Annotated in this window: 19 protein-coding genes; 17 read left to right on the top strand and 2 right to left on the bottom strand. The window is 35.4% G+C overall.

The window, feature by feature from the left end; translation table 11 throughout:
• Nucleotides 1-159: 159 nt before the first annotated feature.
• The 13 genes from PT281_RS02675 (at nucleotide 160) to PT281_RS02615 (ending at nucleotide 7,944) form a co-directional block, all read left to right on the top strand.
• Nucleotides 160-495, top strand: coding sequence for a hypothetical protein (locus PT281_RS02675; protein WP_277151807.1), 336 nt, complete (start codon nucleotides 160-162; stop codon nucleotides 493-495).
• A 163-nt stretch (nucleotides 496-658) separates the two neighbouring features.
• Nucleotides 659-874: a hypothetical protein gene (locus PT281_RS02670; RefSeq protein WP_277151805.1), complete on the top strand. Its 216-nt coding sequence runs from the start codon at nucleotides 659-661 to the stop codon at nucleotides 872-874.
• A gap of 93 nt (nucleotides 875-967) precedes the next feature.
• Nucleotides 968-1,165 carry a terminase small subunit gene (locus PT281_RS02665; protein ID WP_348635617.1) on the top strand — a complete coding sequence of 66 codons (198 nt, stop codon included), beginning with the start codon at nucleotides 968-970 and terminating at the stop codon, nucleotides 1,163-1,165.
• A gap of 95 nt (nucleotides 1,166-1,260) precedes the next feature.
• Nucleotides 1,261-2,379, top strand: a complete 1,119-nt coding sequence (locus PT281_RS02660; RefSeq protein WP_277151803.1) for a PBSX family phage terminase large subunit — start codon at nucleotides 1,261-1,263, stop codon at nucleotides 2,377-2,379.
• Between the two features lie 658 nt (nucleotides 2,380-3,037).
• Nucleotides 3,038-3,304 carry a type II toxin-antitoxin system prevent-host-death family antitoxin gene (locus PT281_RS02655; protein WP_277151801.1) on the top strand — a complete coding sequence of 89 codons (267 nt, stop codon included), beginning with the start codon at nucleotides 3,038-3,040 and terminating at the stop codon, nucleotides 3,302-3,304.
• Entirely contained in the window at nucleotides 3,297-3,563 is a 267-nt protein-coding gene (locus PT281_RS02650; RefSeq protein WP_277151799.1) for a Txe/YoeB family addiction module toxin, read from the top strand. Before PT281_RS02655 ends, PT281_RS02650 begins: the two co-directional genes overlap by 8 nt.
• A 53-nt stretch (nucleotides 3,564-3,616) precedes the next feature.
• On the top strand, nucleotides 3,617-4,024 hold the full coding sequence (locus PT281_RS02645) for a hypothetical protein (RefSeq protein WP_277151798.1): 408 nt from the start codon (nucleotides 3,617-3,619) through the stop codon (nucleotides 4,022-4,024).
• Nucleotides 4,024-4,206: an XkdX family protein gene (locus PT281_RS02640; protein ID WP_277151796.1), complete on the top strand. Its 183-nt coding sequence runs from the start codon at nucleotides 4,024-4,026 to the stop codon at nucleotides 4,204-4,206. Before PT281_RS02645 ends, PT281_RS02640 begins: the two co-directional genes overlap by 1 nt.
• 11 nt (nucleotides 4,207-4,217) lie before the next feature.
• On the top strand, nucleotides 4,218-4,604 hold the full coding sequence (locus PT281_RS02635) for a hypothetical protein (RefSeq protein ID WP_277151794.1): 387 nt from the start codon (nucleotides 4,218-4,220) through the stop codon (nucleotides 4,602-4,604).
• Entirely contained in the window at nucleotides 4,594-5,034 is a 441-nt protein-coding gene (locus PT281_RS02630; protein ID WP_277151793.1) for a phage holin, LLH family, read from the top strand. The genes PT281_RS02635 and PT281_RS02630 overlap by 11 nt, the downstream gene beginning before the upstream one ends.
• Nucleotides 5,027-6,052, top strand: coding sequence for a GH25 family lysozyme (locus PT281_RS02625; protein WP_277151791.1), 1,026 nt, complete (start codon nucleotides 5,027-5,029; stop codon nucleotides 6,050-6,052). Before PT281_RS02630 ends, PT281_RS02625 begins: the two co-directional genes overlap by 8 nt.
• 239 nt (nucleotides 6,053-6,291) lie before the next feature.
• The gene (locus PT281_RS02620; RefSeq protein ID WP_277151789.1) at nucleotides 6,292-6,735 is read left to right on the top strand and encodes a hypothetical protein; all 444 of its coding nucleotides are present in this window, start codon (nucleotides 6,292-6,294) and stop codon (nucleotides 6,733-6,735) included.
• Between the two features lie 9 nt (nucleotides 6,736-6,744).
• Nucleotides 6,745-7,944 carry a DUF6575 domain-containing protein gene (locus tag PT281_RS02615; protein ID WP_277151787.1) on the top strand — a complete coding sequence of 400 codons (1,200 nt, stop codon included), beginning with the start codon at nucleotides 6,745-6,747 and terminating at the stop codon, nucleotides 7,942-7,944.
• Between the two features lie 560 nt (nucleotides 7,945-8,504).
• Here the strand turns inward: PT281_RS02615 and PT281_RS02610 are convergent.
• Together PT281_RS02610 and PT281_RS02605 are read right to left on the bottom strand one after the other, a co-directional pair.
• Complete coding sequence (locus tag PT281_RS02610; RefSeq protein WP_277151785.1) at nucleotides 8,505-9,098, bottom strand: SLAP domain-containing protein; 594 nt, start codon at nucleotides 9,096-9,098, stop codon at nucleotides 8,505-8,507.
• Nucleotides 9,099-9,345: 247 nt separating this feature from the next.
• Nucleotides 9,346-9,669 carry a hypothetical protein gene (locus PT281_RS02605; protein WP_277151784.1) on the bottom strand — a complete coding sequence of 108 codons (324 nt, stop codon included), beginning with the start codon at nucleotides 9,667-9,669 and terminating at the stop codon, nucleotides 9,346-9,348.
• 317 nt (nucleotides 9,670-9,986) lie between these two features.
• On the opposite strand from PT281_RS02605, the gene manA reads away from it, so the two are divergent.
• Genes manA through PT281_RS02585 form a run of 4 tightly spaced genes read left to right on the top strand, consistent with a single transcriptional unit; the run spans nucleotide 9,987 to nucleotide 13,554 of the window.
• The gene (gene manA / locus PT281_RS02600; protein WP_277151782.1) at nucleotides 9,987-10,949 is read left to right on the top strand and encodes a mannose-6-phosphate isomerase, class I; all 963 of its coding nucleotides are present in this window, start codon (nucleotides 9,987-9,989) and stop codon (nucleotides 10,947-10,949) included.
• A 33-nt stretch (nucleotides 10,950-10,982) separates the two neighbouring features.
• Complete coding sequence (locus PT281_RS02595; RefSeq protein ID WP_277151780.1) at nucleotides 10,983-11,378, top strand: hypothetical protein; 396 nt, start codon at nucleotides 10,983-10,985, stop codon at nucleotides 11,376-11,378.
• Nucleotides 11,375-12,106: a response regulator transcription factor gene (locus PT281_RS02590; RefSeq protein ID WP_277151778.1), complete on the top strand. Its 732-nt coding sequence runs from the start codon at nucleotides 11,375-11,377 to the stop codon at nucleotides 12,104-12,106. The genes PT281_RS02595 and PT281_RS02590 overlap by 4 nt, the downstream gene beginning before the upstream one ends.
• Nucleotides 12,103-13,554 (top strand): sensor histidine kinase, encoded by a 1,452-nt coding sequence (locus PT281_RS02585; protein ID WP_277151776.1) that lies wholly within the window; start codon nucleotides 12,103-12,105, stop codon nucleotides 13,552-13,554. Before PT281_RS02590 ends, PT281_RS02585 begins: the two co-directional genes overlap by 4 nt.
• Nucleotides 13,555-13,578: the final 24 nt, after the last annotated feature.

Here is a 13,578-nt window from a genome sequence, read left to right as displayed (position 1 = left end):
TACCATGTTGAATATCAGAATCCATTAGGTTCTTAATAATATTTAGATAATCTTCTGGAATAGGACGACCACGGTAAGACAGCAATTCATCGTTTTCGATGTCTACAGTTTGATCCGACAGATGTAACAGTTCATGGCCGAAATAGTGCTGAAATAAGAATGGCTAATATTTTTGATATGCAGGATAAATGCAAGGCTGTTTATCAAGCAGTAGACCATTGCTCAGATAGCCAAAATCAGCCCTTTAGAACGATTTTAAAATCATTATATATAAGATATGAATTAAAAGATTGGCAAGTGGCTGACAAAGTAAAATATAGTGACTCTCGCTATGGAGATTTAAAGCGTTATGCCTGTTGTCAAATTGCCGATACTATTGAAACTTGGAAGGTTATTTATGATGTAGATATACCAGACCTGAAAATTATAAATCGGTGCAGAATCGGGGTCAGGTCGGGGTTAACAGGTGCTATATTAGTATTGTCGAAAGATTAGGTAGCGGATAATACCGGACAGTTTCGACACTAGTTTTAACGGAGCATTCCTCCTGTATATTGGTTAGCGGTGATGGTCTCTTATATAGGTTCGATTCCTATAACCGCTATTAATGTGAGGTATGTGGTAAAATAACTGTATATTGGTGAAGAAGGTGTTTAAAATGGATAAAGCAACTCCAAAACAAATTAATTATATAAAAATGATGTATGATTTTTTGAATACTGCTGTTAGAAGTATGAGGCCAATTGATTATAATAATTTGACTAAGCCCGAAGCAGATCAGCTAATAAAAAAATTGAAACCTGAATATGAAGAAGCTTATGATGATCCACGTCTTAGAAAATTTTACAATAAAAGGAAATATCCTAGAATTTAAAATTCGTAGCATAAAAATCGATATTTAACTTAATAAGATACTTATTATTTGAGTGTCTTTTTTTTCTACCCAAAATTAAGAAGGTGATAATGCTTGAGTTTAACAGTAAAACAACAAAAGTTTGCAAATGAATACATTAAGTCGGGTAATGCCACGGAAGCTGCAATTAAAGCGGGTTATTCCAAGCGAACAGCTTACTCAATTGGACAAGAAAACCTGAAGAAAGTTGAAATTGCTAATTACTTAGAAAAACGAATGAAAGAAATATCTGACAGCAGAGTTGCTGGGTAAACGGTCAGCAATGTGGACAGAGAAGCATGATGTGAATGCTAGAATTGCAAGTCCAGTACAGATTATTGATGATATTCCAAAGGATAGTGAAGAAGATGGTTAGATTATCTAGCTTGATTGCACCATCCTTTTTTAGTGTCTATCAAGATGTAAAGCATCATAAATATGCCAATTATTGGTTAAAAAGAGGACGTGGCTCAACCAAGTCCTCTTTTGTTTCGCTCGTAATTGTCCTGGGTATGATGCAAGACCTAGAAGCTAATGCAGTGGTTATTCGTAAGGTAGCCGCAACGCTACGTGACTCAGTCTTTGATCAATATCTGTGGGCAATTGACAAGTTAGGTGTATCTGATTACTGGGCTTCGAGTACTAGTCTAATGCAGCTAACTTACTTACCAACGGGTCAGCAGATTAGATTTAAAGGTGCGGACAAACCACAAAAGATTAAGTCGCAGAAGTTTAGACATGGCTATACCAAGTTTAAGCACTTTGAAGAAATATCAGATTTCAAAGGCATGGAAGAAATACGTAACATTAACCAATCTTTAAGCAGAGGTGGTTCTGGCATTGTTACGTTTAGTAGTTATAATCCGCTGGCTAGTCAGCGTAATTGGGTCAACGAAGCAACAGAACAGCAATCACTGCGTAAAGACACGTTAGTACATTCGTCAGATTATCGTTCAGTCCCTAAAGAATGGTTGGGTAAAGAGTTTATTGCTGATGCGGAACAGTTAAAGCATGACAACGAAAAAGCATATCAGCATGAGTATTTGGGTGAAGTAACAGGTACGGGTGCCGAAGTCTTTGACAATCTGACTATTCGACAGATTACTCAACAGGAACGTGTAAACTTTGAAAGTATTTATCATGGTATGGACTTGAAGTTTAACAATAAAGATCTAGCACACGGCTATAATATCAATACGATTGGCTTGTATGCCAAAGAAGATGGTGGCGATGAATTTCTGTATGCTATCACGACAGCTGTTGATCCAGAACATATGCCTGACTTTAACAACAAGGCGATGTTTCAATTCAACGTAACCATATATGTGGTAGTTGGGCAGTCTAGTAGTGTAACGATTAATGTCACTGAAGAAGGTGTTGCTGCTAAGAAATATGTTGATGATGCTTTAACAAAAAAGTTGATAAGACTACTTATGATAAGGATAAGCAGCAACTTGAAGATGGCATTAAAGATGCTGGAAAAGTAGACAGTGTTAATACTATTAAGCCGGATCCTTTTTCTAAAGACGTTTCGCTTACTTCTGAAAACATACCGCACTACAATAGTTCAGTTAAACAAACACTAGATAGTTTAAACAATGGTAAAGCAAGTAAGCCGGATGTCACGGATGCGAAGCAATATGCAGATAGTGCTGCAAAAACTGCACAATCGAATGCCGAGCAATATGCTGATAATCAGATTGGTAAGATACCTAAAACAGATTTAAGTTCATATGATACTAGCACAGTTATTGATCAAAAAATTAATCAAGCTAAGGGTGAAGCTATTAGTACTGCTGAACGATATACTTATAGCAAACAAGACATTGATGCTAAATTTAATCATGATCCAGTAGGCAAAAACTTATTAATTAATAAAGGTACTATAATTTATCCATACAGTGAAACTAAGCAGCCTACTACACTAAAGGAAGATACAGTTTTACCAATAAGTAGAATTGAGACTGATGGAGGACGGGGGCATGACGTAAACTATGTTTTAACAGTAGGGATTGATTTTTATTTTATTTCAGTAGATGATCCAAATATTCGAGTGATTTACTAAAAAAATTTAGCGGTGCAACACCAATAGATTGACGTACTCTAATGCGTACGCTAAAATACATATTATTAGGAGGTAAAATTATGGCAGAAATTGTGACACCAACTAAAGCAAGGTCAAATTTGTATAGCTTAATTAATGAGACTAATCGTGATGCGAAGCCAGTTATTATTGCTGGTGCTACTGATGAAAAAAGTGCTGTTTTAATTAGTAAGCGCGAGTATGATGAACTGCAGGAGACATTGGCACTAGTAGCTAATGGTCAATTGCAAGAGGCAATAAAACGTGATGACAGAGATGATAAGGCGGTAAATTTAGACGATATGATTGCCGAGATTGATAATGAATAAGTGGCAAATCAAAATTAAATCATCTGCTAAAAATGATTTAAGAAAAGTCATGCAGAGTAATTTACGAACGCGATTTATGGAAATTAAGCAAACACTAGAGAATGATCCTTATGAACCAATTCAATCTTTTGAGAAGCTAGAACCTACAGGTCGAGATTATTATTCACGAAGATTAAATGGTAAACATCGGGTAGTTTATAAAATTAATAAGCAAGATAAAGTAATCGAGATTTTGTCTTGCTGGTCACATTATGAGTAAAGCAATTTAGTAAAAGAGCTAAGTTGCTTTTTTAATAGAAAGGATTTTTTAAAATGACAGAAGAAACAAAAACGTATATTTATTATCGTAGCGACAATCAAGTGCCTTATGCAATTGATAGAGAGGAACAGCCATTCGGCGACTATATTCCATATCCTTTTGTGGCCGAGGCACCAGACCCGTCTATTCAGTCACCTAAGTACGATTGGAATAAGCGTGAATGGTACGAATATCAGCCTGATGCGCAAGGTCAATTAATTAATCAATTATCAGCAGATGTGAAAGACGTCAAGACTGATACAGAATCAATCAAGGAAGATAAGACGGCAATTGACCAGACACTTACTTCGCTTCAAACAGGGCAAACAACAATTGGACAACAAGTTGGAAATGTCGTTGATATGATGTCGCAAATGATGGCAGCAATGAACACAGGTAATGCAGGAAAGGAAGCTGAATAATGTTTAACTTAAAACAATTTGCACCGATTATGGAAAAGGTATATCAATCACTTTATAACTCAAAGATTTACAACAAAGCTAAAATTGCTTCGTTTGTAGTGCTCGGCATAATTGATGCGGAAGCGTATAAGCGAATTACTGGCGAAGATTATTCAGAAGCATCTACTGAAAATAGTAAGTAGGTGCTTTTAGTTTGGATTGGAATTTATTATTTGAATGGATTTGGCGCTTAGGTGTGGTGCAATTTATCGTCGGGCTATGGACGGGACATCAAAAACGTGCCCAAACTAATAAAAAATTAGTTAGTGAGATACCTGATTTAGATGAAACACTAGCCAAAATCAATAAGAAATTAGATGTGGTTGGGCAAGGCATGCAGGAAATCTTACATACTGAGCTTGATGAATTGTGTTACCGAATAATTTATGTACAAAAAGGTGGTACAGAACAGCAATTTACAAGGCTAAAGCATATTTATGAAAGTTACCATGCCCTGCAGGGCAACGGTACAGGGACAAAATTATATAAACAGGCAATTGCAATGCCAGTTATTTTAAAGGAGCAAATAAATGAGTGTTAAAGATTATTTAGATTTAAGCTATGCAGGTTTAGTAGTTGTCGCCATTGTGGCTTACGTTGGCGTTAAGGTTTATGGCGAGCACCATACCATTAAAAATAAATGGGTGGCTGAAATTCCTAATTTAGCAGCGGCCTTTGTTCACGAAGCGGAAACTACCGGCGGTGATGGCAAATCCAAGATGAACGCCGTTATTAATGAAGTAACACGTGTACTTTCTGCTCGTGGCGTAAAAATTGACCCGACTATTGAAGCAGCAATTAGAGCTTTTGCTGAAAAGGAAGTTGCTAAGATGAATGCTGATAAGCCAGACAAGACTGATGCAGAAACGCCTGCAACGGCTGACGATTTTAATGAAGACGATGTTAAGGACGAAACTGAAAAAACAGTTATCAAGGATGATGTAAACTCTGGAGCTGATAACAATGCCTAAAGTAAAAAACGGCGTTGATGAATCCAGCTATCAGGACGGTATCGACAATGCTAAGATAGCTGGTGATTTTATACTGGTAAAAGCAACACAAGGTACAGGTTACATCAATCCTGCTATGAATTCGCAGCTAAAAACAGCGCAAAAGGCAGGCAAGAAGATAGGGCTATATCACTTTGCAAATGCTGGCAATTACGCTGCTGAAGCCAATTACTTTTTACGGATAGCAAAGCCCTATCTTAAGAATGCTGTTTTAGCCTTGGATTATGAAGGTTCAGCAGTACCTGTTGGTGGTGTCACATGGGCTAAGAATTTTTTGGATTACGTGTACAAGGAGACTGGAACTAAACCGCTAATTTACATGAGCTTGAGCGATGAAAATAGCTATAACTGGCGTTCCATCAGCAATAAGTATTATCTATGGGTTGCCCAGTATAATTCAATGGCTGTACACCCAGGCTATAAACCACGACCAATTTATGGTCGACTAAATAGTTGGAATAATAGCCGACTGGCCATTGTACAATACACACCAGCTGGAAGATTGAGCGGTTGGCCAGGTGACTTAGATTTAGACTACTATAACGGTCAAGATATTGACTGGAATAATCATGCAAAGAATGAAACGAAAGGGGATATTGAAATGACTTGGCATCCGTTGGTTATGACAACTTATATGGGCGCTGTCTGTGTAACTAAGAAATCAGGTGCAACGCTGTGGGCAGAGCCGAATAACGACAAAAAGTTGATTATGGTGCCTTATGGAAAGACTGTGATTATGCAGGCTGAAAATGACAAAGGCTTTTACAAAATTACTTATAAGGGCAAAACAGGCTGGATTGATTGGCGCACAGTAATTGCCAAAAAAATCCACTGTTCACTAATCCAAACATGCATGCTGTTTGTCAGGTCACTGGGTCTGCAGTTGGCCACGCTCTACCTGCTGGACTTAAGACGGGTAGAAAATTCAAGAAAGGCGATTGCTACAAAGTGCTGCGCATGGAAAAGAATTATTTACTAATTGGTGCTGGCAAAGATAAATGGATCAATGGCAAAAAAGTATATTTAATTTTATAATAGCGATGATATGTTGTTAGGCATATTGATACAAAGAAAGACCACTCTGGAGATTAATTTCTCTGGGGCGGTCTTTTTTCGATTACAACATATAGTGTAGTTGAAAATGCGCCCCACTATATACTGCAATAATTTGACATGATATGTATAATAATATCGATAAGGTATTAAGAGGACAAATTAATGAAATATTATAATCAAGATTATTTTCCTGATAAAAGTGATTATCAGTGTCCGCCTAAGGATGCTATAAAGTATGAGGGAATGATATACAGATTTTCTAAAAAAAGTGATAAAACTGATAAAGAAGATTGGATATCGGTTGCAAAAAGAGGAAGAAAATACGAAGAATGGAAATTTGATAATGATTACACAAAAATGTGTCAGTCTTCAGGATATTCATGTTATTTATCAGAGCAGCAGGCTAGAGATGCCTATAATGAAATGACAAAAGGAAATAGAGGACTAAAAAGAAAATTTAGGAGCTTTTATTCATTACATGTAAACAAATTAGATGGGGTAATACTTGATACTAGTAATCCCGAAAAAGGATATAGACATTTTACCTTTTGGTTAAATTATAAATCTAATATAGTTGAACAAAACTTTTCAGTAACAAAATGGTAGGGCAAAATTATGGAAAAATTAAATTTCAAGCCTTTTAATAAAATAAATATCTTTCATGTTTATGATTATTATGATGAACCAATTTTGTATTCATTTACAACAGAAATTGGCAGCCTTTTTGTCGCTAATTTTATTGATTATGAAGAAAAAGATGATACTGATGTTTGGGCATATTTACCAGTTTCATATGAAGAATTAAGTAAGTTGGAGCATAAGCAAATATCCTTGTTAGATTTGTATAGAAATCTAATTTCTGAAGTAATTTACATAGAAAAACAAGGCGAAAGCAAGGATGTATTTTATGCGGAATCTTCGAAAGCAATAAATCCACAATGGTTACCTGATAAGGACTATTATGTATCATATAAAGAATCCTTAGCTATTGATGATACAACTATCTATGATAATACTTATACTGAAAATAGATATGGCTTAGACTTTTCTATTCAGCCGCTTCATGATAAGCATGAAGTATCAGTAGATCTTTTAGCAGATATATTGCTAAAGATTCAAAATTTGTTAGTTGCACTTACACAGCCAAAAGATACTAAGAAATTATTGAAAGAGTATATAAACAATAAAGCTACACAGCTTCAATTCGTTGGCACGTATGCTGGGTCGTTTGGTACAAGATTACTTTCCAATGGTGTATCATCATTAATCAATGATGATGAAGCTTTACCATATGAAAAATTGGTTGAATTGTTTCAAGAAACACAGAGTGGTGAGAATATAGATGCCGATTTTATAGTAAAAAAATATGGCTGGCTTGTTTTAGATCATATGTCCAAACTTTCTAAGAGTTTCAAAGGAGTTGAAACTGGAAAAATTACAGCTAAAATACCTAAACCTGGTAATAAAATAAAAATTGTGAAATCTACGTTTACTTCGAAGAGTATTGGAACGTTCATTAATAAAGTTGGTGAGTTGCCACCCAATGTAGATGAAGAAACTTTTGAGATTCCAGGAACATTAACAAGATACGACTCTAAATCAGAAAGCTTTTCTTTTACTACTAAAACTAATGATAAGAAAGATGAAATATATAATGGTGTTGTAAAAACAAATGCTAAAAAATTTACTATTCCAAGCGATGGAATAGCTACAATAAAAGAAATAAAGACGTCTGATAATCTAAGACGAGTTGAAGATAAATATGAATATGAGTTATTATCTCTAGAAACAAATAAAAAAGCATATCTTGAATAATATTCATCCGTAAGTTCAAGTAGTATGTTATGTTATAATATTTTTGATCAGGTTCAGAGGATCTAATAGTTGAGCTTCAGACTACAGAATAATATTCGTTAATTCTAGCAGATTTCTATGGACTAAATTTTGGACTAAAAAGTCAAAATTACTCAATAATATAAAATAGCAGTTTACTGTTATATCAATGTTTTTAAGGCATGTAATTACATAAAATGGCATATCTGACGTCCCTCATCTCCATTGTATAGATAAGAAGCCTTGATAAATCAAGGCTTCTTTTAGTTTTAATAGTGATTTTACTGACAAAACTAAAATAAACCATCAATTGTGTTGCTAACTTTCTTTTGCCTTTAATTTATAGTGATGTATATTTGCTTACTGTTTTAATTTGTTATTTGTTTTATGGGGCATAACAGACTCTTTCCTATTATGATAAAATTGAGTAAACAAAAGACACCGATACTAAATATTATCAGTGCCTTTTGTTTATAGTATGTACAACTCTCAAGAATAATGTATGGTCGCAGTGTTCTTGAGAGTTTTTTGTAGTTAATTATTTACCGCCCTTGTTCAATCCAATTTTCAGTATCTTGCTTAACCTTTAATTGCTTAAGTATTGCATTATGGAATTGAAGCATTTCTTCCTGCATATCTTTACTGTTATTCGAAGTTTTTAATTGCTTAACATAGTACATATTAAGTTCAGCAGCGATTTCGTTTTCAGCATCTTGTCTCTGCTCGCCTGTCATTTCTTCAGCTTTATACATCTGTTCGGTTAATGACCAGCCTTTATTGTCAACTAAGTGTTGAGATGTCCACGGAGTTGAAGGAGGAGTTACTTGATTTTCTCCTGCTGTGGATGTAGCTTCCTTAGCAACACAATTGAACTTGATGTATTTATTTTTACCGATTCGGTAGTATTTTTTACCTTTAATCTTTTTTGTACTTAATACTTTAATAGTTATTCCTTTTGCAAGAGGCATTTTCGTTGTCTTTTTGCCATAAACATTATAGATATAGGCTTTCTTACTTAGCTTTTGAGTTGTAGCAGCTTGTACGCTTGTAGCAGCTTCACTGGCAGCAATTGGTACTGATACACCTAAAAGTGAAACAGCAGCAATTCCTGTAAATAAAATTTTCTTAGTTTTCATAAATTTTTCTCCTAAAATTGCCATAGGTTTGTAGTCACTGGCTTGGTGGACATGGTTAGAACTAGTATTTTTCGTTGAATTTCTTATCGCGGTGATGGTCTATTATGCAGACAAGAATAAAAGCAACAACCACAAACTCTATTACATGAATCCAATTGATTGAAAAAATATCGTAAATAATCCATAAAGAAAATAGACCTAATATTGTCCAAATTCCTGAAAAAAATCCTTTCATACTACCTCTTCTTTATTTAATTAATTTATACCAATGCTTAGGATAATTGCCTGCCACCCAGAAATACTTGTGACGATCAGTTTTAAAATAGTCATTAGCCAATCCTTTTTTCTGAACAATCCATATATAACTGGCTGCATGCTGAATTTTAAGTTGTGTGCCTTTCTCAAGCACTTTGTGTCCTATACAGCGTGACTTAGATAATGGCATACCTTTTTTGATTTCGCTAATTTGTACGGGCTTAACAACTTTAACTTCACGTGGTTTGCACCACCATATAAAACTATGTGCAGAAACGTTAGTATTTGTTATGCCTACTCCTATAGCAATTACCAATAATCCGACTATACTATTAGTTTTTCTTTCTTCATTTTAGTCTCCTTATGCAACTGGTTTTAACTTAATAGTTATCTAAGCATCTATTTTAAAACTAATATATCTATAAGTCTACACAAAGACTGAATTAGACTTGTGGAACTACAAAATAATTTACTAATGCTAATTGTTAATTAATATCGGATAGTAAAAAACCATAAATTAATTCGGTTTTATGCCAAAAAGTCTTTATAATAAGGCATAAGATGATAAAGATTCACTAAAAACTACTCCTTTTTTATCAGATAAAAGTTTAAACTAAACATGAGGTGATTAGAGTGGAACCAATATTTTTAACGCCGTATTTCAGACCCAAAATTTGGGGTGGGTGCAAATTACAAACAATTTTTAATTACGATATTCCTACTGGCAAAGTTGGCGAAGCGTGGATTATTTCTGGTTATAAAGATGATGCATCACTGGTTAGTCAAGGCGCATTAAAGGGGCAAACCTTGCGACAAGTATATCAGGAGCATCCCGAACTTTTTGGTAATCCTGAAGAAAAAGAATTTCCACTATTAGTCAAATTTTTAGATGCCAATGATAATTTGTCAGTTCAAGTACATCCAGATGATGGATATGCTAAAAAAGTGGAGCATGACAGTGGGAAAACTGAGAGTTGGTATGTCTTGCAAGCTGATCCTGGTTCATATTTGATCTATGGTCATACTGCCAAGACGCGACAAGAACTAGCAGATATGATACATCAAGGTCAATGGGACAAATTGCTACGTAAAGTACCGGTTAAAGCTGGTGACTTTTTCTATGTTCCAGCAGGGACAATTCATGCTTTAACTAAGGGTATCATGGTAATTGAAACTCAGCAGTCAAGTGATGTTACCTATCGCCTATATGATTATGACCGTGTTGATGAAAAGACGGGAAAGACGCGGCAATTGCATACCCAAAAGTCAATTGATGTTACTACCGTGCCGCATGTTGATCCGCAAGTTTCAGTTCAAATAACTAACGAGCAGGATGCTACGATTAAGACTTTAGTCGAGCCACCGCTTTCGCCGCATTTTTACCTATGGCAGATAGATTTAGAAGGGCAATGGCAAACTAGCTTAAATAGTCACCCATACTTGTTAGCTTCGATAATTGCTGGTTCTGGTCAATTGCAAGTTGGTGAGCAAAGCTATGCACTCAAAGTCGGCACTAATTTCATTATTCCTAATCAGATGAAAGAATTTTCATTCATTGGTAAAATGAAAATAGTGATGTCTGCTCCAGCAAAGTAGAATTAAAATACGATAAAAAGGAAAATAAGTAGAATGATATATATTGCTTGTGGCGCAATTTTGCTTGCCATCGGACTTATTTGGTTAATTAAACCGGCTAAAAAAGCTAACCCACTTTATGGTTATTTGTCATATTTAGCGCAGGTTAATCAGAGTAGCTTTGCTTTTGCCCAAAACAAGGCAAGTCTGTATTTTGCCTTGTTTGGCTTACTGCAATTGCTATTGGGTGTTGGCATTCACCTATTAAAGTGGGATCGGTATTTTTTGATTTGGCTATTGACGTTTTACTTCTTTATCTTGTTTCCAATTATTGCTACCGAAAAAAGTTTGAAACAGTTTTTACTTAAGCGCAATGAATTGCCGTCAGATTATGTTGATCCAGATAAGGTTAAGCATGAAAGAACTAAAGGGTTTAGGGATCGAAAATGAAACTGAAAATTTTGATGGTTGAAGATGATAACTCTGTTGCCGAGATGATGGGGATGTTTTTTGCTAAAGAAGGCTGGACACAAGATGTTGCAGTCGATGGTATACAAGCCGTTGAAATGTTTAAAAAGCATCCTGATGAGTATGATCTAATTACTTTGGATCTTAATTTACCTAAAAAGGATGGCATTCAGGTTGCTAAAGAAATCCGTGCGTTGTCACCAAGTGTACCAATAATCATGTTAACGGCGCGTGATAGTGAGGCTGACCAGATTTTGGGATTAGGCGTTGGTGCTGATGATTATGTTTCTAAACCATTTAGCCCGCTAGCTTTAATTGCACGAATTAAGGCTCTGCATCGGCGAATTATGATTGAAGATAACCAAAACAAGTCTGAGATGGCGCAATCGACTAATAGTTTTGACGTAAATACTACTCATGTCAAAATTTCTAAGGCGCGGCGTGAAGTATTGTTTGATAATAAGAAGGTAGCTAATATTACTCCAAAAGAATTTGACTTACTTTATACAATGGCGCAAAAGCCCAAGCAGGTTTTTTCTCGTGGTCAATTACTTGAAGCAGTTTGGGGGTATGATTATTTTGGTGAAGAACGCACAGTTGATGCCCATATTAAAAAGCTGCGACAAAAATTAGAAAAAGTTGGTGCTGATGTAATTCAAACCGTTTGGGGTGTTGGTTATAAGTTTGATGATGAGCGGGTCAACAAATGAAGTCAATTTACCAGCATTTACTTAGTTTTTTACTAATCATTATTACGACGGTGTCAATTATTGGTTATGCTGAGATTAAGTCGGTAACAACGCAGTCTTATGAGCAAAATTACCAACGGATGGAAGATTATGCATCATCATTAGGTGACTTAGCTGCTAGTGACCAAAAGAATGGTACAGTTATGCTTAATTCTGAATTTTTGGATAAGTTACAATTTGTTTTGCGTGGTGATGACCTACATTTGCATATTTTTAACAATCAGGGAGTACAAATCTATCCTAAAAGTCGGCGCTTATTACGCTTAAAGAGGAATGTGTTTGCTGTTTTAAGTAGCGGCAGAGAAATCCATATTAGAAACAATAATGAAAGTAAGTCATACTTGCACCATACAAAAAATCCGTACACGGGAGTAATTGTGCCATGGATGAGCGGTCATAAGATTATTGGTGCAATTTGGGTAGGATCGCTTGTAAAGGATGTTGAACGTCCAATTGAAACTGCCAAGCATAATTTGATTAATGCTTTAATTATTGCCTTACTTGTTGGGTTAGTTATGAGCATCATTTTAAGTTATTATTCAACTAATAAGATCAATCGGCTTTCACGAGCAACTAAAAAAGTACAGTCTGGCAATTTTGATGTTCAGATTGAATATAAAGGTAATGATGAGATTGACCAGTTGGCTGCTAGTTTTAACAAAATGGTACAGGCGTTAAAGAAATATGACCAAGAAGTTAAAACGCAGGAAAAGCGGCGCGACCAATTTATGGCTGATGCAGCACATGAAATGCGGACGCCGTTAACGACAATTAATGGTATTCTTGAGGGCTTGCAATATGATGCCATTCCAGAAGAATCCAAGCCAAAGTCAATTGACTTAATGCGCCGTGAAACTAAACGCTTAATTCGCTTAGTTAATGAAAATTTGGATTACGAAAAGATTCGTAATAATCAGATAAATTTGAGTAAAACAAAATTTAATGCCAAGAAGATTTTAGAAGATGTTGCAATTCAATTAAGGCAAAATGCCGATAAGGCTAATGATCAACTCGAATTAAAGGTGCCGGATGAATTGCCAATTTATGCTGATCGTGACCGATTAACGCAAATTATTGTTAACTTGGTTCAGAATGCCATTCAATTTACTACTAATGGTCATATTTTGATTAGTGGTCGCAGAATAACCCACGGCACGCAAGTCATTGTCAAGGATGACGGCATTGGGATGAGCAAGAAGCAAATGAAGTATATTTTTGAGCGCTTCTTTAAAGCTGATCCATCAAGAGCGCGGCTAGGAACAGGTGAGTCTGGGTTAGGACTAGCGATTGTATCATCACTTGTTAAGCAGCATGGTGGTAAAGTAGAAGTAACTTCTGAAATTGGGCAAGGTGCGGAGTTTACAATTACCATTTATGATCAGGGTTATGAACAATATTTAAGTAAATAATAGATAGAAAAAGAGCACTTCAAA

It is taken from the genome of Lactobacillus sp. ESL0701 (assembly GCF_029433445.1).
GTDB lineage: Bacteria > Bacillota > Bacilli > Lactobacillales > Lactobacillaceae > Lactobacillus.
This window is presented reverse-complemented; position numbering and strand designations above follow the sequence as displayed.

Excerpts from the sequence above, each read along its gene's own strand:
- PT281_RS02675 (WP_277151807.1), top strand. The coding sequence starts at position 160 with ATGGCTAATATTTTTGATATGCAGGATAAATGCAAGGCTGTTTATCAA.
- PT281_RS02670 (WP_277151805.1), top strand. The coding sequence starts at position 659 with ATGGATAAAGCAACTCCAAAACAAATTAATTATATAAAAATGATGTAT.
- PT281_RS02660 (WP_277151803.1), top strand. The coding sequence starts at position 1,261 with ATGGTTAGATTATCTAGCTTGATTGCACCATCCTTTTTTAGTGTCTAT.
- PT281_RS02655 (WP_277151801.1), top strand. The coding sequence starts at position 3,038 with ATGGCAGAAATTGTGACACCAACTAAAGCAAGGTCAAATTTGTATAGC.
- PT281_RS02650 (WP_277151799.1), top strand. The coding sequence starts at position 3,297 with ATGAATAAGTGGCAAATCAAAATTAAATCATCTGCTAAAAATGATTTA.
- PT281_RS02645 (WP_277151798.1), top strand. The coding sequence starts at position 3,617 with ATGACAGAAGAAACAAAAACGTATATTTATTATCGTAGCGACAATCAA.
- PT281_RS02640 (WP_277151796.1), top strand. The coding sequence starts at position 4,024 with ATGTTTAACTTAAAACAATTTGCACCGATTATGGAAAAGGTATATCAA.
- PT281_RS02630 (WP_277151793.1), top strand. The coding sequence starts at position 4,594 with ATGAGTGTTAAAGATTATTTAGATTTAAGCTATGCAGGTTTAGTAGTT.
- PT281_RS02625 (WP_277151791.1), top strand. The coding sequence starts at position 5,027 with ATGCCTAAAGTAAAAAACGGCGTTGATGAATCCAGCTATCAGGACGGT.
- PT281_RS02620 (WP_277151789.1), top strand. The coding sequence starts at position 6,292 with ATGAAATATTATAATCAAGATTATTTTCCTGATAAAAGTGATTATCAG.
- PT281_RS02615 (WP_277151787.1), top strand. The coding sequence starts at position 6,745 with ATGGAAAAATTAAATTTCAAGCCTTTTAATAAAATAAATATCTTTCAT.
- PT281_RS02610 (WP_277151785.1), bottom strand. The coding sequence starts at position 9,098 with ATGAAAACTAAGAAAATTTTATTTACAGGAATTGCTGCTGTTTCACTT.
- PT281_RS02595 (WP_277151780.1), top strand. The coding sequence starts at position 10,983 with ATGATATATATTGCTTGTGGCGCAATTTTGCTTGCCATCGGACTTATT.
- PT281_RS02590 (WP_277151778.1), top strand. The coding sequence starts at position 11,375 with ATGAAACTGAAAATTTTGATGGTTGAAGATGATAACTCTGTTGCCGAG.
- PT281_RS02585 (WP_277151776.1), top strand. The coding sequence starts at position 12,103 with ATGAAGTCAATTTACCAGCATTTACTTAGTTTTTTACTAATCATTATT.